Genomic DNA, 24,286 nt, shown 5'->3' with positions numbered 1-24,286 from the left:
CTCCTTTTATTGCTTTTTTACTCAATCTTACTACACTCGGCTCCCTTCTTGCCAATCCGGGAAGACGCCGTCTACTTCGAGGTCGAGCATCCCAGGCATGCAAAGCAAAAACCCTGCGTTTCATCGAAACGGCAGGGCCTTAACAGGAATCTCTTAAAAAGTTTTGCGCATAAGGGCTTATCTGTCTGTCCAGTTCCACAATCTGACTTCGCCTACCTGCAAACGCGTAATCCAAGGCTCCTCCCGAAGCTTCAACAGCTCCTTGACCGGACCTGTCACGACGGCGCCGTACAGCTTAACGCCGTTTTGCTCGATATACCCGATCGAGCTGTCGATATCGAGGAACGGGACCATACGTTTCGCGACGGATTTATAACTTCGCAGTAAGCTCAGCGTATTCAGAAAATTTTCGTTTCGCAGCTCTCCGTCCCCATACGCGTTCAGCGCGGGGTATGAGCCGCCGCTCATTACAACCTTGCCGAACCAGCCCGACTTTTCTTCCTTGTAATAATCGACCTTTCGGTCGCTCTCGTGCCAAACCGGCCAATAAGGAAATCCGACCGGATCCGGCACGACGCCGGAATCGTTCCGCCATGAATCCGGCCCCGTATCCGCTGCGAACCATAACGGCTGCAGGTTTTTATTTTCGAAAAGGCCAAGCAGTTCGTCCGTTTCGAACAGCTTCCCGAACGACAAGAAAGCTTCGGCAACCGTGCCTTCGGGAAGCTTCTCAAGTGTCGCCCAATCTCCGTCGTCTGCGTGGCTCGCTTCCTTGCCGTCTCCGGCAGCCTGCTTGAAGGCGGGGTGAACAAACGTATATTTGCCGTCAACGCCTTCATCCATCCGCGATATTTGCGGTGAAGAAGCCAAACCGAGCAAGAATCTCACGGAGTAATCGCCTGTGATTACATCGTCGTCGCCTACGCGTTTGTGCAGCTTTCCTTTCAGATCCATCGTAAAAAATGCGTTCCCTTGCCCGTTTAAATGAACGCTCGTATTCGGATGCGAGACCGCTACCGCAGAAGTCACGACATCGCGGTATATCGCGGTGCGATTCGGCTCCCCGGTTCCGTAATACATGCCGGTTATGACCGAGCTGACTACAGTTACGAGCAGCAGTACCGCCAGAACGGTTAACGTATTGACGAACCGCGCCTTCCATTTTCCTCTGCGGATAATGCTGCGTTCCTTTTTGGCTTCGCGAGGCTCGTCCTCAATCGGTTGCTCCGGCTTCCGGCCGCCGTCTCCGCCGTCCATCATCTCGTCCAAGTAAGCCTGATAGGCTTCCATTTTGGCGATCTCCCGCTCCATCTCTTCCCGTTCGCCATCCGGCAGCGTTCCGTCCGCATATTGCTTCAGCTTCCGCTTGAAATCGTCGCTCATGCTCATCCGTCCTTTCGTTCCGCTTCCCTAAGCCGTTGTCTAGCTCTGAACAGCAATATTTTGTAATGCGACAAGCCGATCCCCATCGTCGTTGACGCTTCCTGATACGACAATTGTCCGAAATCGAAAAGCAGCAGCGCCTGCCGCTGTTGCTCCGGAAGCTCCGCAAGCAAACGGCCGATCTCGCTCCATCGTTCCGAACGAAGCAGCGCATCCTCAGGCGTATCCGAATGACCCAGCCGCATAAAATACGAAGGCTCCTGTGCGGCGCTGCGGCTTTCCTTGCGCTTGTAATCGACGAATGCGTTATAAGCGACGCGAAACAGCCACGGCTTGATTTTGTCCTCCTTGCAATCCTCCAAATATAAGTAAGCGCGGTAGAAGGTTTCCTGCATCAAATCTTCAGCCGCGTAGTGGTCGCCGCAGAGGGAACGCAAATAACGGTATACATCTTTCACATGATTCCGATAGATCGAATCCAGATTATTTGTTTTCATTCCCTCCCCCCTGCAACTAACCACGTTTGGGAACGCGTTAAGTTACAGCACTTTTGACAAAATAAAAAAAAGCCGCGGTATACACGGCTTTTAGCATATGAATCGATTTTACAGCAATCGGTTTATGAATGAAAGTCCTGGCCCGAAAGCACTTCTTTGACGTACCCGGCACGAATGACAAAATCGCCGAAGTGCTCGCCGTCCTGCCGTTCCAGCGCATATTGATTCACAATCGGCTGCAGCGACTCCAAAATTTCTTCTTCCCCGATGTTTTCTTTGTATAGCTTATTTAAACGTTGTCCGGCAAAGCCGCCGCCCAAATACATATTGTATTTGCCCGGCGCCTTGCCGATAAAGGCGATTTCCGCCAGCATCGGTCTTGCGCAGCCGTTCGGGCAGCCTGTCATGCGAATGACGATCTCTTCGTCGCGCAACCCGGCATTCTCGAGCATAGGCTCGATTTTATCCATCAAATCGGGCAGGTAACGTTCGGATTCCGCCATCGCCAGCCCGCAGGTCGGCAAGGCGACGCATGCCATCGAATTTCTCCGCAATGCCGAATAATGAGCGCCGTCGGTTAAACCGTATTCCGCGATCAATTCCTCGATTTTTTTCTTCTTCTGGCTGCTCACGTTGCCGATAAGCAGATTTTGATTCGGAGTAAGGCGGAAATCTCCGGTATGAATCTTGGCGATTTCCCGCAGTCCCGTCATCAGTCGGAAGTTTTCTTCGTCCTTGACTCTGCCGTTCTGAATAAACAAGGTGAAATGCCATTTGCCGTTGCTTCCTTTGACCCAGCCATAGCGGTCTCCGTTATCATCGAAATGGTAAGGCCGCGCTTCCTCCAGCTTCCAGCCCAGCCGATCGTGCAGCTCATTGATGAACCACTCGATGCCGCGGTCGTCGATCGTGTACTTGAAGCGGGCATGCTTCCGAACGGCGCGGTCTCCGTAATCGCGTTGGATCGTGACCGTTTTTTCCGCTACGTCGACCACTTGCTCAGGCAAGCAGAAGCCGATCACTTTGGCCACCTGCGGATACGTTTTGGGATCCCCATGCGACATTCCCATTCCGCCGCCTACCGTGACGTTGAAGCCTTTCAGGCGTCCGTCTTCGATAATGGCGATATATCCCAAATCCTGCGAGAAAACGTCCACATCGTTGGAAGGCGGAACGGCCATCCCGATTTTAAACTTACGCGGCAGGTAGACAGGTCCGTAAATCGGTTCTTGCTCCTGATCGTTGTCGTGGCTGTCAATCACTTTTTCTCCGTCGAGCCAAATCTCGTGATAAGCTCTCGTTCTCGGATCCAGGTGATTGCTGATACGGCCGGCCCATGCGTAAACCTCGCCGTGAATATCCGATTGGTAAGGGTTCGGGTTGCACATGACGTTGCGGTTCACGTCGCCGCAAGCGGCCAGCGTGCTGAGCATCGCATCGTTTACTTCCTTGATCGTGCTCTTCATGTTCCACTTGATTACGCCATGAAGCTGGAACGATTGGCGGGTCGTCAGCCGAATGGTGCCGTTGGCATATTTTTGCGCGATCCGGTCCATCATCAGCCACTGATCGGGCGTAACCACGCCGCCTGCCGCACGTACGCGCAGCATGAACTGATAGGCCGGCTCGAGCTTCTGCTTTTGGCGTTCGTTGCGCAAATCCCTGTCATCCTGCATGTAGCTGCCGTGAAACTTCATCAACCGGTTGTCATCCTCGGGAATAGAACCCGTAATGACGTTTTCAAGCGTTTCGGCAAGACTGCCGCGCAAATAATTGCTTCGTTTCTTAATATGTTCGACATCGCTGTGCGGCGCACTTTTCGACGATAGTAAATGATTATCTGACATTTCGCTTTTCTCCTCTCGCAATCATCGGGTCTCGAGCTTAGTAAACATCCCGTTGATAACGTTTCTGCTGTTGCATACGGCTCAAATATTCCGCCGCTTCCTCCGGACTCAAGCCGCCCTCTTGCTCGAGAATCGCGGCCAAGGTCGCATGCACGTCGTGCGCCATCTTCTTCTCGTCGCCGCAGACGTATACGCAAGCGCCTTCTTGAAGCCAGCTGTAGAGCTCCTTGCTCTTTTCCAGCATCCGGTGCTGCACGTATACTTTCCTATCGGTATCGCGGGAGAAGGCGACATCCAGACGTGTCAGCACGCCATCCTTGAGCCACCGCTGCCATTCGATTTGATACAGAAAGTCGGTCGAGAAATGCTGGTCGCCGTAGAACAACCATGTTTTCCCTTCGGCTCCGGTTTCTTCCCGTTCCCCTAAAAAGGCTCTGAACGGCGCCACGCCCGTACCGGGTCCGATCATGATGATCGGCGTATCCGGGTTTTCAGGAAGCTTGAAGCTGGAGTTCTGCTGGATATAAACCGGCAGCTTCTCGCCGATCTGCACGCGTTCAGCGAGTTGAACGGAGCAAACGCCGTAGCGGTTGCGTCCATGAGACTCGTAACGAACTGTACGAACCGTGATGTGGACTTCGTCCGGGTATGCTTTAGGGCTGCTTGCGATCGAATACAAACGTGCAGGCAATTTTCTAAGGATCGCTACGAACTCGTTCGCCGATACGCCTTTTAAGGAGTAATCCTGAACCAAGTCCAAAAGGTCGCGCTCGTTGACATACGCACGAAGCTCCTGCTCGCGTCCCGCCTCCACAAGCTCCTTGAGTCCGCTGTTCGGAGCCAGCTTCGCCGCTTGCTCAAGCAGAGGCTTCGTCAGCACGGTAATTTCAAAATGCCGGAGCAATGCATCCCGCAGCGGCTGTTTGTCGCCATTTTTATTGAAAACGACGAGTTCGTCCGCTTGCCAGCCCATCTCTTGAATCAATTCGTCTACGAGACGCGGATGATTCTCGGGATATACCGCCAAGCTGTCGCCCGGCTCATATTGAAGATTCGAGCCCTCTAGAGAAATCTCGACATGGCGGGTTTCTCTGTCCGACCCTCTTCCGTTCAAATTCAAATTTTCGAGAATTTCGGCGCGGAAAGGGTTCGTCCGCGAATATTCCGATTCCGTCGCGCCAGCCGCCGCTGCACCTGTGCCGCCAACAGCTGCAGGAGCTGCCGAAGTCTCGCTCAAGGAGCTCACTACTTGATTGATCCATTCCGCTGCCGGTTCGTCAAAATCTACGTCGCAATCGACGCGCGGCGTAAGCCGTTTTCCGCCCAGCTCCTCCAACCGGTTGTCGAAGTCTTTGCCGGTTTGGCAGAAAAACTCATAGGACGTATCGCCGAGAGCGAGCACCGAATAGCGCAGACCTTCCAGCTGCGGCGCTCTCTTGCTGTTAATAAACTCATGGAAAGAAATCGCGTTATCCGGCGGTTCCCCTTCTCCATGGGTGCTTACCAAAATAAGCAGGTTTTGAAGCTTCTTCAAACCGTTCGGCTTAAAGTCGCTCATCGAAGAAAGCGATACTTGAAAACCGCCTTCCTCCAGCTTCTTGGAGAGCTTCTTCGCCAATCCGTGGCTGTTGCCGGTTTGCGATCCGAAGAGTACGGTTACATCCTTGGAAATGACGGCCGTATTCGAAGCCGCTCCCGCTTGCGGTGCGGTAACCCCGGCAGCCGGCGCCGCCGCTCCGCTAAGAGCGGAAAGATACCCGCTAAGCCATATCCGTTGCGCATCCGTTAGTCCTGGCAGAAGACGATTAAGCAATTCGACTTGTTCTTGATTAAAAGGGCTGTTCGTTACTTGAAGTTCCAACAATATCCACCTCGCGCAGCATGCAATGTTAGCAATACCCAGTATTCTTATCTAAATTTATCGCTCTATTGAACCTATCACAGCAGACAGCGCAGGTCAATTAGAATCATCTTATAAGATCTATCAGATTTACTGATAATAGGTTTACGCCCATTCGCAGACGCCGCAACGTTGCAAACGGTGTCATTGTAAAGATAAAGGCGGTTTCAAACAAGATAAAATCCCGGCGCCACTTTTGACGTCGGGATCTTATTTGGGCCTAATCTATTCCAGCTTGTATAAGGCAACATCGTCGATAAACAGCTGCTCGCCCGGCTGGAAGCCCCAGAGCGTCACACATAGCTGCAGATGTTCGGGAACCGTACCTCCATAATCGGATTTGATCTCGAATGTGAACGCCAATGTTGACCATTGACCTTTCGTCCAGGAAACCGGCCTTTCCAAGGATGTAACGGACTGAAGCGTGGTCCCGCCTTCCCTGTCTTTGATATTGTTCCACCATTGAATCGTGCCTTCCGTCGTCGACGTCTCAGGCGTGTAGTAGCTAAGCACGGCTTTATACTTGCCTGGCGCCGCCGCAATCTCTTGATACGGACCCGCTCCTTGTACGAGCCCGCTTGTTTCCAAACTGTAACTTCCCGTACGAGCGGTCTCGTCCGTTTGCTTCATTATTTGTTGCGCAGCCGGATTCAGTCCGGAAAACTTCCATGGCGGAACGTTTGTCTCGTTCCCTGCTTCGAAGGACGGATTTTGCACCCTATTTTTCGTTTCGACCAAATGAACGGGATTAAAATCATACGGCTTCCATGGCGCTCCGCCGCCCCAGCCCAAAAATACGGATTGACCGTGATAGTTGCGGAAGAAAAAACCTTTCAACGTCCGCGTCTCGCTCGGATCCGCGCCGATGCTGGAAAACGGAATGGCTTGAACGACATTCCAACGGTCGCTTCCGACGTTCGCATTTGCCTCCCAATTCGGATCGGTCCCCGGAGTCGGACCCGATACCGGCGTTTTATTGTAAATGAACGAAACTGATTTCGGATTGGTGAAAAAGCCGGTGAACGGACCTTCCGAATCGGCCGTTACATACGTTTCCACCGAATCGTCGCCTCCGCTGCTCCACCAGCCGTTCGGCGCATCGTCGCTCGCAATCATCTTCGACGGATCGCCATCGAAATTTTCGTAGCCCACATATAAATTTTCATCGTCCCACAACAGATACACTTTCGTCTCGACCGGCGCTTCCTGCTTCGAATTCATGACCAGAAAGTCGGAAAACGGCTCCGCATCCGTCCAAGGCCCTGCGGAGAAATCGAGCGATTGCAAAATATCCTCTTTGCTTGCGTCCGTTTTGACGGCATACGCAGACAAATGATAAAACTCGGGCAGCTGCGCCAGAAATTGGCGCAAACGCTCGCGGACGTTCCCGTTCTCAGGCTCCGAGTCCGCATAGCTTTGCAGCGCATAAATTTGCGTTCTTTGGATGCCGTCCCAGACGCCGCCGTATGCCGGAGGACGAAGCGGAAAATCCAACGCCGGATTGCCTTTAAATTGCTCGAGCAGCGTCATCCGTTTCTTCGCCATCTCGAAGCTTTCGATGACATCGTCCAGCATCGCCGTCGCTTCTTGTTCGCTGGCAGGAGCTGTAACGGCTTCGCTGCGCGGATAGCTGAGCGCGGAAGCTTCATAATACTCGAAGGAGCGCAGCAGCAGTCCGGCGCGCGTCTTCTGCGGGTCCGTTACGGCATTGGCTGCAGCCAGTTCAAGCAGCCGCCTGCTTTCGGCGATATCTTCCTTCGTGACCGCCTTTAAATAGCTTTGATCGAACAGGTTCAAATAGTTGGTTCGGTTCGGCCTGTTTGCCCACTCGAGATACCAGTCCGATTCGAAAATGCGCGTCGTCCAAAATTGTTCCCAATACTCGTAATATTGCTGCAAGTAAGGGGCAGCCTGTGCGCCAACCGCCCTTTCATACCATTCGCCGAGCAGCGCGTCGACATCTTGCTCGGGGTCCCACTGCAGCTTGGCCGAAACCCATGGCTTCGGACCTTCGCCGAAATTCGGATAAAGCTCCGCCACGTGCCCGATTACCCCGTGTTCATTTGCATATTTGTAGTTTTCGGCCATTTGATGCGGGTAAACGCGAGGCACGCTATATGGCGAACCGTATAAATATTCGTACCATCCTAAATTGGTCGCCGCATTTTGCCAGTTTTCCGTATGACTTGCTCCTGCATTTCCCATCGGCGGATCAATCCAAGACATTCGATCATCCGTAATATATGGGATAACATGAGGGTTAAGCGTTACATTCGTAGGAGGATCGTACATTTCTCTGTAGGCCAGCAAACCGAAATATTTATCGGGGTGCTTCTCCAGAACGCCCTCTACGATTTTATTCACCCAAGGATAGTAAACATCCGATCTGTGCCATGCACCGACCGAGTTTTTCTTCGTCGGGTAGTCCGGGCTTGACGGATCGGATTCGCAATAATCCACGCCGTCGTTAATCCCGAGCGAATACGATGCCGCTTCCGGATTCGCATCGAAAAATTCGATTATACGCCTGACGGCCGCCTCGGCAGTCGTATCGTTAAAGCACGGCTGCCAGCTGTACGGATGCGTCGGAACGACACCGCCCGCATAGTATTCCGGATGGTCGGCAAATACTTTCGGATCGAATAAATTGGACATGTTATGATGAAACTGAATATTATCGTGCATCCGGTTTCGATTGGCCCACTCGGCGACGGCCGGGGGACTTTCCGTACCGAAAAAATGGCGTGAAATTGTCGCGGGCTCATCTATAATCGTATTTGCGGATATCGCGATTGCGCTCAGCCGTGGCACATCCTCGCCGTCCGTTCCGGGCAAAAGCCAGCGGACTCCGACGTATCGCTCCAAAAATTCATAAACGCCGAAAGCGGTTCCGGACGTTTTCGGACCGATAATCGTAATCGTATTTTCATAGGGATCAATCACATAGCCGTCATCTTGAAGACCGCTAAGCAAGCCGTTTATTCTCGACTGGCTTTCAGGCCGGACGATACCGACGTAAATCGGGATCATTCCTTGCGGGATGTCCGCAACGCCGATCTCCTGCACGGAGAGCTGCGCGCCGGTCGATTTCTTCACATATTCCGCTAAAGTCGAGGCGGCTTTCACCGTTTGGTTATTTGCATCCTCGGCTATGATAATGACGGCATTGGCTCCCCCTTCCTTCACGATAGAGAGCGGCTCCGGCTGCGACGGGTTCAAAGCCTGAATGATCAAATTGGCGTCGGCTTCCAACTGATTTTTCGCCGCTTCGCTAATAAATTTTTGCAGGGCGTCATTTTCAAGATGCTTGATGAAATCCTCCATTTTCTTTAACGCCTGCGTTACGGATCCTTTGTCCAAATGATGCCGTACTTGTTTCAATGCGTTACCCAGCTGCTTGGCGAGCGGTTTTTGTACATCTCCGGAAGCTTCATATTGTTGCAAGCGCTCCTCTGCTGCGGATACTTTCTCGGCGGCGGCACTGCCGGCTTGATTCGCTTCGGCCCTATCGGTTATGACTAGTAACGGCGTCAAGGTAATCAGGAATACCATCATCCATATCAACTTGCGTCTCATAGATTTTTCCTCCTTTTTTACCATTTACGTGAGCTGCTCCGATCCTGAAGGCTAAACGCAATCAATCCTTTCGTTTGTTATTAAAGCGCTTACCCTAATGCGAAACCTCCTTTCACTTTTCTCTTCATTAAAAAGGTTGAAATAGAGCCCGGATGTAAGGTAGTCACTTTCGGTTATCATATATAATATATAATAATACCAGTGGGGAAATCAGGCATCTTAAGCATCATTTTGCGTTCAAAAATTGATCTTTTTCGACAACTTGCATGCCTGTGCAAAGAAAAAACCGCTCGAAACAATCGTTCGAGCGGTTCATTTGGTTTCGAATCGGTTGCCGTCAAACCTGCAAGTTACCCGCCAATGCCTGCTTCAAGAATCTGCCCGTATAGGACGAGCCTACTCCGGCCACTTGCTCGGGCGTCCCCGCCGCCATAAGACGCCCGCCTGCGTCGCCGCCTTCCGGGCCGATATCGACAACCCAATCCGATTCGCGAATCAGCTCGAGACTATGCTCGACGACGATTACCGTATTTCCCGCCTCGACCAGCTTGTTCAGCAGAACATTCAGTTGCTTTACATCGGAAGGATGAAGACCGGAGGTCGGCTCGTCAAGCAAATACAAGGTGTGGGTCTTCGTTCGTTTGCTTAGCTCCTTCGCGAGCTTGATCCGCTGCCCTTCGCCTCCGGACAACGTTTTTACCGACTGCCCCCATTGCAAGTAACCGAGTCCGACCTCGCAGAGCAGCTCGATCAAGCCCGATATTTTGTCCTCGTTGCGAAACACGTCCAAGCTTTCCTACACTGTCATATTCAACAAGTCGGAAATCGAATAGCCTCCGTAAGTTACGCGCAAAACTTCATCCTTGAATCGCTTTCCTTTGCAAGCCGAGCATTTCACTTCCAGGTCCGGCAAAAAGCTCATATCGACCGAAAGCACGCCCAGCCCTTGGCAAGCTTCACATCTGCCTCCCGGCGAATTAAAGGAAAAATGCTTGGACGACAGCTTATGCCGCTTGGCTTCGGGCAGACCGGCGAATACAATAGGATACTACATTCATGCAAATGCGAAGGTTCATCGTCGTTCTCGTGCGAAATAGGACATATCTAGGACATATCTCTGTCAAAACATTATCATTGTGTTCTAATGTTTTATAAGAACCCGAAGGAATTGGAAACAAGGATAATGGGCTTCGTTATCCTTTGAAGACGTAAGCTCCTACATGGATGAGGCCTCATTAACCCGGGACCACCTGGAGTGTACGTTAGCCGCATCAAATTCAAGGTACGGGAGCAACCGAAACCCCGTTCTCTGGCGAGTTAATGAGGCAAACGCAACTAACAGTGAGGCAAGCCTTACTATTTCTCGCCATAACCCCATGTTTTTGAGGCATAATGAGGCAAACGCAACGATTAGAAAGACAAACGAAATTGATAGTTGCGTTTGCCTCACTAACGAGAGAGAACGAGCATTTCACCGGTGGAATAATGCGGACAGCCTCATTATCAATAAGGTTTTCGCAACTACGCGCACGGTCCATACTTAACAAAATCAGGATTGAAGTGTAAAGGGCTAAACCCCTTTCTATATGTAGGCAAATTTGGAATTTCATAAGGAAGCACGTTTCCTTATTAGGAAGAGGGTTGGTGTGACGATGCTGCGGTTCGTTGGAAGCGCTTTGGTGCGGCGAAGTCACACAATCGGAGAGTGGCTAAACATCATGATTTCATCGACAAAAAGACCGGCTGCAACGGCAGCCGGCCTTATTCCATTCAAACGTTATTTCGTTATGTCCTCTTCGCGATAATGGATCGCCTGGCATGAGACGTCACCCCAGCCGCGAAGCCGGCTTTGCTCGGTCGGCTCGGAGCCGCTGCCGTAGTAGATTACGGTTACGATTGAGCCGTCCGCAAGCTGTACGGTAGACGGATAGCCCACATCATGATCGTTAATGCCGTCGCCGGCAAGCAAAACTTCTTCGTCCGTCTTCCACGTCGCACCATTGTCCTCGCTGATGAGCGCTCCGCATCCGAACGGGCGTATGCGGCGGCCGAACGTAAGCAGCAGCTTCCCGCTTGCGAGCACGGTCAAGTCCCCCGGATGCTCGCCGTCGCGCGTTACTTGCTTAGGCACCGTCCAAGTACGTCCCATATCGTCGCTGAAGCTCGTCGCCACATGCGCATAGCGCTCGTCTTTGCGGGCTATCGCGATCAGCCTTCCGTCCGGCAGCAGTGCGATCGACGTTTCATTGTAGCCTTTGGCGAGCAAGGTTTCATCGCCCCACGTCCGACCGCCGTCCTTGCTTCGAACGATGATTACGGCATGGTTGACGCCTTCGACAGGCTCGCGCAGCACGCCGTATACCGACATGAGGAGCGTCCCGTCCGGCGCGGAAATCATTCTGCCGTAAGGCGAGCACATCGTTAATATTTGCGATTTGTACGGCTGCGGCTCGCTCCAGGTCAACCCCCGGTCCTTGCTTACGACCGTGAACAGCGCCGGAATATCGTTGCGCGACGGGTCGGACTCGTCGAAGCCGAATGCGTATTGCAGTCCTCTTCCTTCCGGATCCAAATCGTAGCGGTGAAGTCTGGCATGCCAGTAAGCGGCGACAAGATGTCCCTCCGCATTCACGCCATAAGCCGGATTACGCACGTCCTCGAAGCGCGGGGCGACTTGAACGAGGTCCGACCACGATTTGCCTCCGTCATCGGAATTCGTTACGGATAACGTACCGGTGATGCCGACATGCGGTCCGCCGCTCCGGAGAATAACCGATAACGAGCTCGGACCGGTTTGCACCATAACGGGAAAGTATCCGGCAAGCGAGCAAACGAGATAACGGTCCAGCTTCCCTCTTTTACCGACGAAATAGTCCGATTCGAAACGCAAAAATTTATAATCTGGTGTACTCAACGTATGTTTCCCCTCTCCTATGCCGCTGTCCTTGGCTTTGTCCTCTTTTGAGTCCACAGTTTTCACCTCTGACTCATCCTTATCTTCTGCGCTCTTCCCCAGCTCTTAACCTCAACCCTTTATCCTCGGTCTTTCCCCATAATCGTATTTTCCCTTCATGGCATTGCCAATTGAGGCCACCCTTTCCGGGGACTGTAGCGGGGCGAAGAGCCACATATTCCTACTGCGCTTCTTGGCCTTATCCTTTGACAGCCCCCGACGTGATGCCCGATATGATGTAACGTTGACCGAAAAGCAGCAAAATGATCAGCGGCACGATCGATATGACCGATGCGGCCATGACGGCCGAGTAGTTGACGCTCAACTCGCCCGAGAAGACGCGAACCGCTATGGATACGACGTATTTGTCGACCGAGCGCAAATAGAGCAGCGCCGTTTCGTAGTTGTTCCAAGCGCTGACGAAATAAAGCAGGATGACGGTGACCAATACCGGCTTGGATATCGGCATGACGATACGCCACAAAATTTGCAGATGGCCGCAGCCGTCAATCTTGGCCGAATCGACCAATTCGTCCGGGAGCGTCATGAAATATTGCCGCAGCAGGAAAATCGCCATTACCGGATTAAGAAACGCGCCGATCCACTGCGAGGTCAGCGTGTCTAGCAGGCCGATATTCCGAAAAATGATAAATTGCGGAATCATGACGACCTGAAACGGAATGGCAAGCGTCGCGATCAGCAGCAGGAAGATGACATTTTTGCCGGCAAAACGAATCTTCGCATACGCGTACGCGGTCATACTTCCCACCACAACTACACCGAGTATCGTCATGAACGCCGTCACGAACGTATTCCAGTAAAATAAGAGGAAGTTGAACCGCGATTCGAAAAGCACTTTATAGCCGTCGATCGTCGGATTCCGGGGTATCCATTTGATCGGAAATTCAAAAACATCGGCGCTCGGCTTAAACGAAGCGGATACCATCCAGACCAATGGAACCAGCATCAGAATCGCTCCGGCCCATGTCACCAAGCTGACCATTCCTCTTCTTAGCCAAACGGCCATCGTCCATTCTCTCCTTTCCGCATCAATAATGCACCCACTTCTTCTGACCCTTCCACTGGATAAGCGTAATGATCAGGACGATGAAAAACAGCACCCAAGCGATGGCGGAAGCATAACCCATCTTGTAATATTTGAAGCCCATGTTGTAGATGTAATAACCGAGAATGTACGTCGAATTGCCCGGCCCGCCCTCGGTCAATATTTGCACGCTCGACCATTGCTGGAACGATTTGATGACGGACAAGACGACGACGAAAAACGTAGTGGGCGAAATCATCGGAATCGTGATGCGCAGCAGCTTTTTGAATCCGCCCGCCCCGTCCATATCGGCGGACTCGTAAAGCTCGCGGTTGATACCTTGCAAGCCTGCCAAATAGATCAGCACATAAAAGCCGATACTCGTCCATACGCCGAAAAGCGCTACCGTAGGCTTCGACCACGCTTCATCGAACATCCACATCGGCGGGTGGAGCCAGCCGAGGCTTTTCAGCACGACGTTGACCGGCCCCTTCTCGGGGTGGAACAGCAGATTCCACACCACGAGAACGGCAGCCATATTCGTAATATTGGGCAAATAGTAGACGACCCTGAGCGCTTTGCTTCCGATCACGAAACGGTTCAAGGCAATCGCGATCAGCAGTGCCAGCAGCGTCTCCACGGGCACGACCAGCAGAAACCACAAATTGTTGAGCAAGGATACCCAGAATAGCTTATCCTGGACCAATGCAACGTAATTGTCGAATCCGACGAAATGCAAATCGGAAAGGCTTCCTACCAAATTCCAGTCCGTGAAACTGATCGTGAGGGAGAAGGCGAGCGCAAAAAAGGTGAAGACCGCGAGTCCTATTAAATTCGGCAGGATGAACAGATAGCCCGTCACATTTTCACGCCACGCATTTTTGTTCATTTTCACGGATTCGTCCTCATTTCAGTTTTTTCACGGTATCTTCCGCATTCGTCTGCAATTTTTTCAGGAAGTCGTCGATCGGCGTTTTGCCGCTGTAAAACTCGACGCTGTCGCGGTTAACCTGATCCTGAAGCGCTTTCTTCACGCCGGCGTCGACGGAAGGCATCGTGCCCGTGCTTGTAGCCGGAATCGTTTCCGTATTGACTTTTTTGATCATATCGACGACTTCTTGCGGATAAATATCCTTGTGCTCGACTTTATCCTTATCGAGGAACTTGTTGAAAATATCCGCCGTCTGGTTCGGATCCGCTTTCTTGTAAGAGGAGATCAAGCCGAAAATATCCGCGCATTCGGTTGCCAAAAATTTGGCGAACTCGTACGATTCCTGCGGGTATTTCGTTTTGGCGCTTACGCCATAGCCGTATCCAGCCGTTACGTTCTGCATCTTAGGCGTCGCTTGCGAATCGAAGCGCGGCGCGTAAGTGGCGCCAATTTTGAAGTCGATGCCGTTCTGCCAAACCGCCTTGTCGTTGAAACGGAACTGGCTCATTTGCACCGGCGTCCACCAGTTGTTGATGATCATCGCCGCTTTTTTCTGGGCAAACAGGAGACGGTTATTGATTTTTTCCAAGCCCATCGTCACGAAGGACGGCGCTGCGCCCGAATCGAACAGTTCTTTGTATATCGTGAAGGCATCTTTGACCCGCTGATCCGAGAAGTTAGGCGTCCCGTCCTGCTTGACCCAGTTCCAGCCCGTATTCTCCAGAGGCAGCAGCGTCGCATAAGCGTTCGATCCGCCGTTCAGCGCAAGCCCGTATACTTTGTTCGCTCCTTCGCCGCCGGTCAGCTTTTTGGCCATTTCGACAAGCTCCAGGTAAGTCGTGTTCTCGTCAGGGTATTTCACGCCTTTGGCGTCGAACATATCTTTGTTGTAATAGAGCAGGTTAAAGTTGATGTTGTACGGCAGGTAGTAGTTTTTGCCTTCCGCTTGGATGTCCTTCATGATCGATCCGAAATTTTCGACAAGGTCGAAATTGTCTTTGGCAGCGAGCGTATTTACGTCGAGAAAAACGCCCTGTTTGCCTCTTTGCACCGCATTCGGATTGTCGGTTACGATGACGTCCATATACTCGTTGCCCGCAATGGCGATATCGAGCGCCTTGTAATATTCCGCCTCGTCGTTCGGGAACTCTTTGTACTCGACTTCGATGTTCGGGTGTTTCTCCTGCCACCGCTTGTAGATGCGCTCCCATTTGCTCTCGGTCGTAAGGCTGTAGCTGACCAGCTTCAGCTTTACTTTCTTCTCGGCCTGCGGGGAATTTGACGCTGCCCCTGGCGAGGCGCTTCCTCCGGCGGATCCGCCGTCGGTCTTCGACGAGCAAGCCGTCGTGAACGCCAGTGCAGGAACCATTGTAAGCGCGATCAATTTGGGAAGAACATTGTTTCTTTTTTTCACTTTCGCAACCTCCCTTGTTTTGTACCCACATGCCAATTGTAGAATAGCCGTCATGATGCGCCCAGCAGGCGATATTTAGATAAAGGGGGGTGAAATTAAGATTCGTCGGCTTGAGCAACCAAGATCGTCACCTTCGTCCAATATCCGGGCTTGCTGCTTACCGTAAGCGCAACATGTTCGCCATACAAAAGAACGAGTCTTCTGCGAATATTGGCTAAGCCGACATGATCGTCACTAGCAGGGTTGGCGTCGTTCAACCTTTCCAGCGTCCGGGAGTCGATTCCTGCGCCGTTGTCGGTCACCTCGAGCATGAGGCTCCCCCCTTCCGCAGCGATCCGGATCGAGACGATACCCGCCTTGCGTTTCGGATCGATGCCGTGCAGCAGGGCGTTCTCGACGATCGGCTGCAGCACGAATTTGGCGATACGCTTCCGGCGCGCAGCCGGATCGATGTCCCATTTGACGCGCAGCCGTTCGCCGTAACGAATTTGTTGAATATATAAATAGGCGCTCACATGCGCAAGTTCTTCGTCAACCCATACCGTTCTCATATCCGAATGAATGCCGAAGCGTAAAAACACGGACAACTCGCCGATTATTTTGGTGACCCGGTTTTCGCTGCCCGTGAGCTCCATGGCCATCCATTTGATCGTCTCCATCGTGTTGTACAGAAAATGGGGATTGATTTGGTGAATCAGGTTGGCGAGCTCCGCTTTTTTGAACTCCAGCTGGATTTCCCGATTTTTCACTTCAACCGTGTAAATGTCGTTCATGAGAAACTGGATTTTCTGGATCATCGCGTACAAGTGCTGCGAAAGCTCCGCAATTTCATCCGTCCCGGCCAAAAGCGGCATTCTGCCCTGGAAATGGTCCTCGACCGTTTCCCTGATCTTGAACATCAGCATCCGTATCGGGCGGGATATCGAGCCTGACAAAAAGTAAATGACGCAAAACAGCGCGAACAAAATAACGAGCAGCGTATAACCGTAAGCGAGCGTAATTTCTCTTTCGCCCTGATTCAGCTCGCTTGCGTCCACCGTGCTGATGATTTTCCAGTTCGTGTCGCTCATCTCGTCGAACATGACAAGCTTGTTCTGCCCGTTAATACGCGCCTCCTGCGCCCCCTTCGTCTGGGTAAAGACGCCCGGGACGGCCATGATATCCTCCACCGCGCTGTTGTCTTTGTTGAAAATAATGTCGCCGTTCGTCCCGACGATCATAAAGTCGAGAAGCATAATCCCGAGATTGCTGCTGAGGTAGCTGAGCTCGCCTTCGATAACCGTGAGGATATAATAACCGAGCAGCGTGCTCGGATAGGTCGTGCTCATGATTTTCTTGGCGATCGAGATGACATGGTTGCCGAACGGATCCTGCTTCTCGTTGAAATATACCGTTTCCCCTCTCGATTCCTTCAGCAGCGGATAAATATTGCGCTTCTCGACGGGCTGCTCGTTGAGGGAAGAGTTGATTGTCGAAAACACGATTTCGCCGTCGCTGCCGTACACATTCAAGTAATTGATGTTCTTATCGATCACCTGTTGGTACGAGAACAGCGCCTTCAGCTCGCCCGCGAGCACCTCTTTATCCTCCGTTCCCCGCATCAGCTCCTGCAGCGTGCCGTCGCGAAGAATGGATGCGGCGAACCGCTCCGTATTTTTCAAATTGAACTCGATGGAATTTTCGGATTGGGACAAATATTCGAAATAATACTGCTTCAAATTTTCGCGAATCTGCGTTTTGGAAAACACGAAATTGACGGCAAAGAGCACGAACGTCCCCAATGCCGAAACGGCAAGCAAATATAAAAACATTTTCAGCCGGAAGCTGACGGGAAATTTATGCTTGATCTGATAATCGATCACCTTCACCGAATCGCTAAGCCCGTATATATCTTCGACCTGCCGCTTCAGCTGGCGGATCGGATTCACCATCCGGTGCGCGAACCAGCCGGACAGGACGAATGCGACTGCGCTAAGCAAAAATGCCAGTATCGCTATATTTCTCACTTGATGAAGACGATCGGCGGCAGATGCCTCGCTGTCGATCCACGTACGCAGCTCGAGGCCGTATTTTTCCAGACGAACCGTTTCCATGTGGTCAAAGCTGTTTTCAGCATGGCCGGAGCCCGCCTGAACAACTGCAGCGGCGTCGCGGTATGCGGACACCTCGTAACCGAACGGGGAATCCGTTTGCGTAAGCAGGCTTTTGATTTTGGCCGGACTTACAGCTAGCGATACGACTGCGTTATCGTTGATTCGTTTGCTGAAGACGAATTTCTCGCCTAGCAGCACATGGAAAAGCGACGGCATTTCCCCGCCGTTCGCATCCGGAGACCGCCATACCCCCTTTTCACCGGCAAGTACGGCGTCAGCCCATTTGTTGCGGAACAAGTTCAGCTCACGGCTTTGCTGCCGGTCCACCGTCGTGCCGAACGTGAACATATAGGTGTTTTCGTTACGGAACGAGACTAGTATCGATTCGATATGCGGATATTGCAGAATCATACCGCTTAACGTGCTTTCTATGTTCTGCAGCTTCGCGAGCTCGGCGTTGTCGTCGGCATAATGAGCGGTCATTTGATCGAGCAGCCTCCCGTTTTGCGAAACGAGAAGCGCAACCTTCTCGGTCTGATCGAACATATCCGACAGATTTTGAGCGACCCGCTTGGTTACGTTTGAGAGCTGCTTTTCTTTTTCGGCCGATATTTTGCTTACGGATAAATAATAGGATGCCCACGCGGAACATCCGTACACGATTAGAAGGATCGTGATCGAGGCCATAAATATTCGCTGCTGCAAGCTATTCCGCTTCATGTCATCCTCCTGTACGAACCCTGCTACAATCTCTCGATAAATTGCGCCGGCGTAATGCCGGTAAGCTCTTTGAAAACCTTCGTAAAATGTTTGGCATCTTGATAGCCTACAGCAAAAGCGACCTCGTAAACTTTAAGCGTACTGCTTGCCCGGAGCAGCTCCTTTGCTTTATCGATCCGCGTCTGTTTGAGATAATGGTTAAAGTTGACGCCTTCCTGCTTCTTGAACAGAAATGACAAATATTCGCTGGACATTTGATATTTCTCCGCCAAATCGACAAGCAGAATCGGTTCGGACAAATGGCTTAAAACGTATTTCTTCACTTCCTTGACGACGCGATGCGAGCTTCTGCCGCCTTCGTTCAGCCACCTCCTTACCAGCTCCGTAAATAACCGTTCCGCAGTCCGGTGCAAAGCAAGCAAGGTCACCGACCGGTCAACCGTTTCTAAAGCCCATTCATCGCCTGCTCGTCCCGATTCCGGCATGGACGCCTCGTAATGCCGGCGGCCGTATTCAAGCGCCAGTTCATACAGCTGCTTGTAAGCCCGTTTCACGCTGGCGATCGAATAGAGCGGATTGGCGCATAGCTGAAAATAAAGCTCGGACAAGTAAAATTTGATTTTTTCGGGACTCTCCTCTGAAACCGCTTTCCTAAAGGCGTTAAGCGTTGCTTCGGATATTTCGTATGCCGAAGTCACGATATGCCCCGGATCGAAGGGGACCGGCTTCCTGTCCGTTTTGTAAAAAAGCTTTGTCCGAATCGTTTCGACATAAGCTTGCGTTACGTATTGCGGAAGTCCCGATGCGCTCAACACCGGACTATACGCCCATGCGTCCTCGGGCAGGCTGCATATTTGACCGAGCAGCTCCATAAGGCCGTCCTCCGCTGCGGCATTTCGGTACACAAGCAAATATGCGGCAATGCCGTCGCCCAGTACGGCGGGGACAATCGCCTCAACCTGCTCCAGCTCCGCCAGCCGTTCGGCCGTTCCGGTCCCGGCATGTCCGGGAACCGCTCCGCTTGACTTCGGAAACAACTCCCGCACGTCTGCGTAACCGCTGCCGGCCACTGCGATAAATTGATACATACAGCCTGTATAACGATGAACAAGCTTATCCAGCCATTCAAACGTTTGAAGCCGTTCTTCCGCCGCCCCGTTGCGCTCCGTCAAAAATTCGTCCTTGCCGGTAAGCGCATAGTGGAATGATTTCGCGAACAAATCGTTCATCCACCGCTTCTCTTCCCGCTGCTCCTTGCGAAGCTGCTCCCGCTGATCGCGAAACCAGCCGAGAATGCGCGTCACATCTTCGGTTTTGATCGGCTTCAGCAAATAATCCTCGGCGCCGTAACGAACGGAAAGCTGCGCATATTCGAACTCATGGTAGCCGCTAATGATCACGACATGAACGCCGCTTCGCCGCTTGTGTACGGTTTGCAGCAAATCGAGTCCCGATTCGCCCGGCATACGGACATCGACGAACATCAAGTCGATCTCGTGCCGATCCATCGCGTCCAGCGCCTCCGCCACGTCCGCCGCCTCCAAAACCGTGTTTACGCCATATTCGTTCCAAGGTATATATTTGCGCATGCCTTCGCGAAGGATCGCTTCATCGTCGACAAGCAGCACCGTATACATAAGCAAAACCTCCTCACAAAAATAAGCGAATTCCGGAGTATCGTCCTCTGGAATGTCGCCCCGAATGGCGCCCTGCCTCCGTTTCCTGCCGGGGAGAGCCGAGCGAGTGCAAGCAGCCCGCCGGTTCGGCGGGCAGTAACATCGCGAATAAGCATTATATTAGTCGCTGACGCTGAAAAGATCAATATCGGACAAACGGCCCGCGTTCCGCCGTCTTCTTCGACAGCGGCCGCAGGCCGATGGAAATCGCATTCGGGGAAACGGTCAAATCACGAAGAAATAACCGTTGAAATACGCAATCGTAATGATCACATTAACGAAAACAAACAGCAGCTGATAAAAACGAAGCACGTTCTCCCGTTTATCGGCCAAGCTGACGATGTAGATGTAAAGCGGGATGCACACCATCATATATCTGACTACGCTGACAAGAAACAGCGGTTGGCTCGAAAACGGGATAATGATCATCATCGCGCCGTACCCATAAAACAGGAGCTGCCTCAAATCCTTGAACATCGTTTTGAAATGAACGAGAAAATAAGCGATATAAACGACAAATACGGCAGTCGAGACGACGAAGGCGATCACACCATTATCCCAGCCGTCCGGCGTCGAAAAATAAGGATTTTTCAAAAAGCCGATAAAGTTTTTGAACGGAACGGTCGTATAACGGAACCAGTTCAAGCTTTGCTCATGAAACGGAGCCAGGAAATCGCCGGTTATATTTTTCATATGCAGCAGGTACAGTCCCATCGGTATAAGCGACAAAACCGAATAAAGCAGCCATTTCCAGTACCTTCTGTTGAACCGGAAGCCTTCGTCCAGCAAAATCGTCCCCATCACGAACGCCAGGTTGATAAAGCCCGGCACCCGCGTTACGGTCGACAAGCTTGCCGCAATGAAGGCGAGAGCATACTGCTTATTGCAGGCATGATAAATCGCCGCAGCCGACAGCATGAGAAACAGGCTCTCCGTATAAGGAACCGAGAAATATAACGATGACGGATAAAGCAGAAGCAGAAACAGCACGGCATTCGCCTGACGCTCGGACAGCCCCCTCTGCAGACAAATCAAGTAAACGTAAACCAGCGAAACGAGCAGGAACAGGTTCGATAAAATAATCCCGATGAGCGCCGGATCGAACCAAAATATTTTGCCGAACAAAAAAATAAGGAGCGGATACAACGGAAAGAACACCCAATTGGCGGCCGTATGCGGTTCGTCCATGCGAACTTGGTCGTAGCCTTGCGTAGCTATTTTCAAATACGAGAACGTATCGTATTTCACGAAGTCGTATAAATTCATGACATCCGTCTCTTCCAGCCCATACGGCAGCTTCTGCATCCATTGCGTGTAGCTGCCCGGAGCCGTAGCCTCGTATTCCGTCTTCGTGGCAAAGTGGCCGAACAGGTTCATGCCGACATAACCGGTAAACAGCATCAAGGCCCGGCTAATGACGATCAGCAAAGCGATCGAAAGAAGGATCTTCGGAGTTAAGCGTTTCTCTGCACCCAAACGTTACACCTCATTTTCTCTTTCTCTTTTTTTCTGCTAAAATGGTATTTCGACAGCTCCAATCCATTCATATTGATTCGTTCGACGATTGCCGAATAACGCCGTCTATATCTATAACGAACAAAAAGGCGAAATGTTTATGAAGATTTTGTTAATAATTTAGTATTGCCCTTGCTTGAGTTATAATATTGCATGATGAAACGCGTGCAAAAAGCTGCTTGGAATGGAGTCGTGAAACGTGGCTAATCCTGTACTAACGATTGTCGTACCTTGCTACAACGAGGAGGAAGTGCTTCCCGAAACGGTGCAAAGGCTGAGCAAAATGATCAATAGCCTTGTGCATGACAAGCTTATTTCGGACAAAAGCACCGTGCTCTTCGTCGATGACGGAAGCAGGGACAAAACCTGGGAGCTGATCGAGCAGTTCCATCATGCCTACCCGGCCATGACCGGACTGAAGCTCGCCAAAAATGCCGGTCATCAGAACGCCCTGCTTGCAGGACTTATGACGGCTAAAGAAACGGCGGATTGCGTCATCTCCATCGATGCCGATTTGCAGGACGATATTGAAGCGATTCGTGAATTCATTCTTAAATTTCATGAAGGCTGCGATGTCGTTTACGGGGTCAGAAAAAGCCGTACCACCGATACGTGGTTCAAGCGGGCCACCGCTCAAGGCTTCTATAAGCTGATGACGAGTATGGGCGTGCGGATTCATGACAATCACGCCGACTACCGTTTGATGAGCAAACGCGCGCTGGACGAGCTGGAGCGGTTTAAAGAGGTCAATTTGTTCCTGCGGGGTATCGTGCCGTTAATCGGATTTCCGTCCGCCGTCGTTTATTACGACCGGCATGAGCGCTTTGCGGGAGAATCCAAATATCCGCTCAAAAAAATGCTGTCCTTCGCCTTCGACGGCATTACCTCGTTCAGCGTAACGCCTATCCGCTTTGTAACGCTGACGGGTTTCGTCCTCTTCGCATTAAGCATCCTCGCCGCGATTTATGCGATTGTCGGCAAGCTTTGGGGGACGACGGTGTCGGGCTGGACATCCCTGATCCTATCGGTCTGGTTTATCGGCGGGATTCAGCTTCTGGCTTTAGGCTTGATCGGCGAATACATAGGCAAAATTTACAGAGAAGTCAAGCATCGTCCGCTTTTTATCATCGAGAAAAAACTCGTAACCGAGGACACTCCCGAACGTGTTTGAGTCCGGTTTACCGGAGGCTTGGACCGATTCCTCGAATATGCTTTCCGGTAAACGCCAAAAGCCCGAGCGCTGCTTATCCGCAGCGTCCGGGCTTTTTCATAAATAGAAGCGTATATATTCAACGGCACATGGAGGGCGTCAAAAATCGCCGGCAGGCCATGATCCATAAGTCAGGCGAAGTTCGCGTTACCAAAGGACAGGCTTGGCGACCATAAACCACAGCATGGCCATCAACAGAACCAAGTACGTCCAGACGGAACGCCTCAGCGCGTTGATCACCTTGTCCCTGTTTTGGTCAGGCTGGCCAAGGGCTCTCAGCTTCGGCGAGAAGGCGCGAGCCAGAAAAAACAAGGAGCTGATCAAAATCAATACCGTCATTACGATCCATGACGTCGTCCATGGCCAAGATGCGGCAATAGCGAGAAAAACGCCGCTGAGTACGAGCAAATGCCCCGAATGCTTGGCGAATTGGATGGCGAATTTGAAGGTGACGATGTAAGCATGCTGTTCCGGATCTTGCGCGGTTCGCAGCTTTTCGATCACAGGGATAAGCACGAAGAAAGGACCTATCGATATGATTGCACTCAAGATATGAGTGTAAAGCAATATTTTCTGCAGCAAAACCATCGCAGCTTATTCCTGCACAGGCCGGAATTCGTGAACCCAGACCTTCATATGCGGCAGCCACGGCATGCCGGGATGATACGAAAGGATCGCTTCCTTATAATCCTCTACCGTCGAAAATCCCTCTTGAACGGCATGCTCATCGGTCAATTCGCCCAACGATTGCCTATATACCTGCTCCACCACGAAGTCGCGGCCCTCCAGCGTCATGATTTCGCCGACATCCGCGTAGCGGCCGTTGCGGCGAGTGGCGGTTTTTTGCCCCTGTAACACCTTATCGATATCGGATTTCTTCGTAATCATCCGCTCGATCGTGCAAGTTTTAGGCGGCAGCGCATTCGATTCCGTTTGGTTAGACATCCAAATCCTCCTAGATAATCGTTATACCGCTAATGCTAACATTTTAACATTTTAATATCAGCTTAAAGCCTTCTATTTTCAGCTGGTCCATGCGAATGACCCAGTTTTTAAACGCTTCGTACGTTTCTTCGGTAAAACCGAACTGCTCCGCAATGCTTTTGGCCATTTGCTTCTCGTCGTCATTGTAGTCGCCGTCTGCGAAAATCAGCAATAATATTTCGGCAAAGAAAATATTTTTCACTTGTTCGTCATTCACTTTACCGATAATATCGGAAAGCTCCCTGACCTCCGAAGGCGTATACGCCGATTCCTGCATATTCATTTCGGCCATGAACGATTTAATGAATCCTTGTTCTTTCCGGTTGATAAATCCGTCCGCTTGCGCAACGACGTGGGCCAATTCCAGAAACGCTTCCTTATGCTCCTTAGATTGTAAAAACTGCAAAAACAACCGCACTCACTCCTCTGCTCAAGTTGACTTCCGTGTCTATGTATTCGACAAAACCGTTTTATTACCTACAATAGGACGAAACATTTACATATTGTCCGTCAAGCGGAAATTATACCATTTCCATCGTACA

The 24,286-nt window shown here is 51.5% G+C and carries 16 protein-coding genes and 1 pseudogene; 1 reads left to right on the top strand and 16 read right to left on the bottom strand.

Going from position 1 to position 24,286, the window contains the following annotated elements; translation table 11 throughout:
- Positions 1–177: 177 nt before the first annotated feature.
- The 13 genes and pseudogenes from DQG23_RS01555 to DQG23_RS01495 form a co-directional block, all read right to left on the bottom strand.
- A complete protein-coding gene (locus tag DQG23_RS01555) occupies positions 178–1,383 on the bottom strand; it encodes an anti-sigma factor (protein ID WP_113029027.1) in 1,206 nt (401 codons plus the stop codon).
- A gap of 2 nt (positions 1,384–1,385) precedes the next feature.
- Positions 1,386–1,880 carry a sigma-70 family RNA polymerase sigma factor gene (locus DQG23_RS01550; RefSeq protein WP_113029026.1) on the bottom strand — a complete coding sequence of 165 codons (495 nt, stop codon included), beginning with the start codon at positions 1,878–1,880 and terminating at the stop codon, positions 1,386–1,388.
- A 122-nt stretch (positions 1,881–2,002) separates the two neighbouring features.
- Entirely contained in the window at positions 2,003–3,727 is a 1,725-nt protein-coding gene (gene cysI / locus DQG23_RS01545; RefSeq protein WP_113029025.1) for an assimilatory sulfite reductase (NADPH) hemoprotein subunit, read from the bottom strand.
- A gap of 37 nt (positions 3,728–3,764) precedes the next feature.
- Positions 3,765–5,588 (bottom strand): assimilatory sulfite reductase (NADPH) flavoprotein subunit, encoded by a 1,824-nt coding sequence (locus DQG23_RS01540; protein WP_113029024.1) that lies wholly within the window; start codon positions 5,586–5,588, stop codon positions 3,765–3,767.
- A 264-nt stretch (positions 5,589–5,852) separates the two neighbouring features.
- A complete protein-coding gene (locus DQG23_RS01535; RefSeq protein WP_158560245.1) occupies positions 5,853–9,203 on the bottom strand; it encodes a DUF4838 domain-containing protein in 3,351 nt (1,116 codons plus the stop codon).
- A 337-nt stretch (positions 9,204–9,540) separates the two neighbouring features.
- Positions 9,541–10,242: pseudogene (locus DQG23_RS01530) on the bottom strand (ATP-binding cassette domain-containing protein); the annotation flags it as partial.
- 738 nt (positions 10,243–10,980) lie between these two features.
- A complete protein-coding gene (locus DQG23_RS01525) occupies positions 10,981–12,117 on the bottom strand; it encodes a sialidase family protein (protein ID WP_146762229.1) in 1,137 nt (378 codons plus the stop codon).
- A 238-nt stretch (positions 12,118–12,355) separates the two neighbouring features.
- The gene (locus DQG23_RS01520; protein ID WP_113029021.1) at positions 12,356–13,183 is read right to left on the bottom strand and encodes a carbohydrate ABC transporter permease; all 828 of its coding nucleotides are present in this window, start codon (positions 13,181–13,183) and stop codon (positions 12,356–12,358) included.
- Positions 13,184–13,205: 22 nt separating this feature from the next.
- Complete coding sequence (locus DQG23_RS01515) at positions 13,206–14,090, bottom strand: carbohydrate ABC transporter permease (RefSeq protein ID WP_238177735.1); 885 nt, start codon at positions 14,088–14,090, stop codon at positions 13,206–13,208.
- 16 nt (positions 14,091–14,106) lie between these two features.
- Positions 14,107–15,546, bottom strand: a complete 1,440-nt coding sequence (locus DQG23_RS01510) for an ABC transporter substrate-binding protein (RefSeq protein ID WP_158560243.1) — start codon at positions 15,544–15,546, stop codon at positions 14,107–14,109.
- Positions 15,547–15,641: 95 nt separating this feature from the next.
- Positions 15,642–18,359 carry a cache domain-containing sensor histidine kinase gene (locus DQG23_RS01505; RefSeq protein WP_113029018.1) on the bottom strand — a complete coding sequence of 906 codons (2,718 nt, stop codon included), beginning with the start codon at positions 18,357–18,359 and terminating at the stop codon, positions 15,642–15,644.
- Between the two features lie 23 nt (positions 18,360–18,382).
- The gene (locus DQG23_RS01500; protein ID WP_113029017.1) at positions 18,383–19,996 is read right to left on the bottom strand and encodes a response regulator transcription factor; all 1,614 of its coding nucleotides are present in this window, start codon (positions 19,994–19,996) and stop codon (positions 18,383–18,385) included.
- 264 nt (positions 19,997–20,260) lie between these two features.
- Positions 20,261–21,511: a hypothetical protein gene (locus DQG23_RS01495; protein WP_113029016.1), complete on the bottom strand. Its 1,251-nt coding sequence runs from the start codon at positions 21,509–21,511 to the stop codon at positions 20,261–20,263.
- A 238-nt stretch (positions 21,512–21,749) separates the two neighbouring features.
- On the opposite strand from DQG23_RS01495, the gene DQG23_RS01490 reads away from it, so the two are divergent.
- Positions 21,750–22,721 carry a glycosyltransferase family 2 protein gene (locus DQG23_RS01490; protein WP_113029015.1) on the top strand — a complete coding sequence of 324 codons (972 nt, stop codon included), beginning with the start codon at positions 21,750–21,752 and terminating at the stop codon, positions 22,719–22,721.
- Positions 22,722–22,907: 186 nt separating this feature from the next.
- Here the strand turns inward: DQG23_RS01490 and DQG23_RS01485 are convergent, their stop codons facing one another.
- Genes DQG23_RS01485 through DQG23_RS01475 form a run of 3 tightly spaced genes read right to left on the bottom strand, consistent with a single transcriptional unit; the run spans position 22,908 to position 24,156 of the window.
- Complete coding sequence (locus tag DQG23_RS01485) at positions 22,908–23,342, bottom strand: DUF2269 family protein (RefSeq protein WP_192894543.1); 435 nt, start codon at positions 23,340–23,342, stop codon at positions 22,908–22,910.
- A 12-nt stretch (positions 23,343–23,354) separates the two neighbouring features.
- Positions 23,355–23,705: an ASCH domain-containing protein gene (locus tag DQG23_RS01480; RefSeq protein ID WP_113029013.1), complete on the bottom strand. Its 351-nt coding sequence runs from the start codon at positions 23,703–23,705 to the stop codon at positions 23,355–23,357.
- A 43-nt stretch (positions 23,706–23,748) separates the two neighbouring features.
- Positions 23,749–24,156, bottom strand: coding sequence for a TerB family tellurite resistance protein (locus DQG23_RS01475; RefSeq protein WP_113029012.1), 408 nt, complete (start codon positions 24,154–24,156; stop codon positions 23,749–23,751).
- Between the last annotated feature and the right edge of the window lie 130 nt (positions 24,157–24,286).

The sequence above is a fragment of the Paenibacillus contaminans genome (assembly GCF_003285015.1).
Lineage (GTDB): Bacteria > Bacillota > Bacilli > Paenibacillales > NBRC-103111 > Paenibacillus_V > Paenibacillus_V contaminans.
Note: the sequence above shows the minus strand (reverse complement) of the source record. Positions and strands in the feature narration are given on the sequence as shown.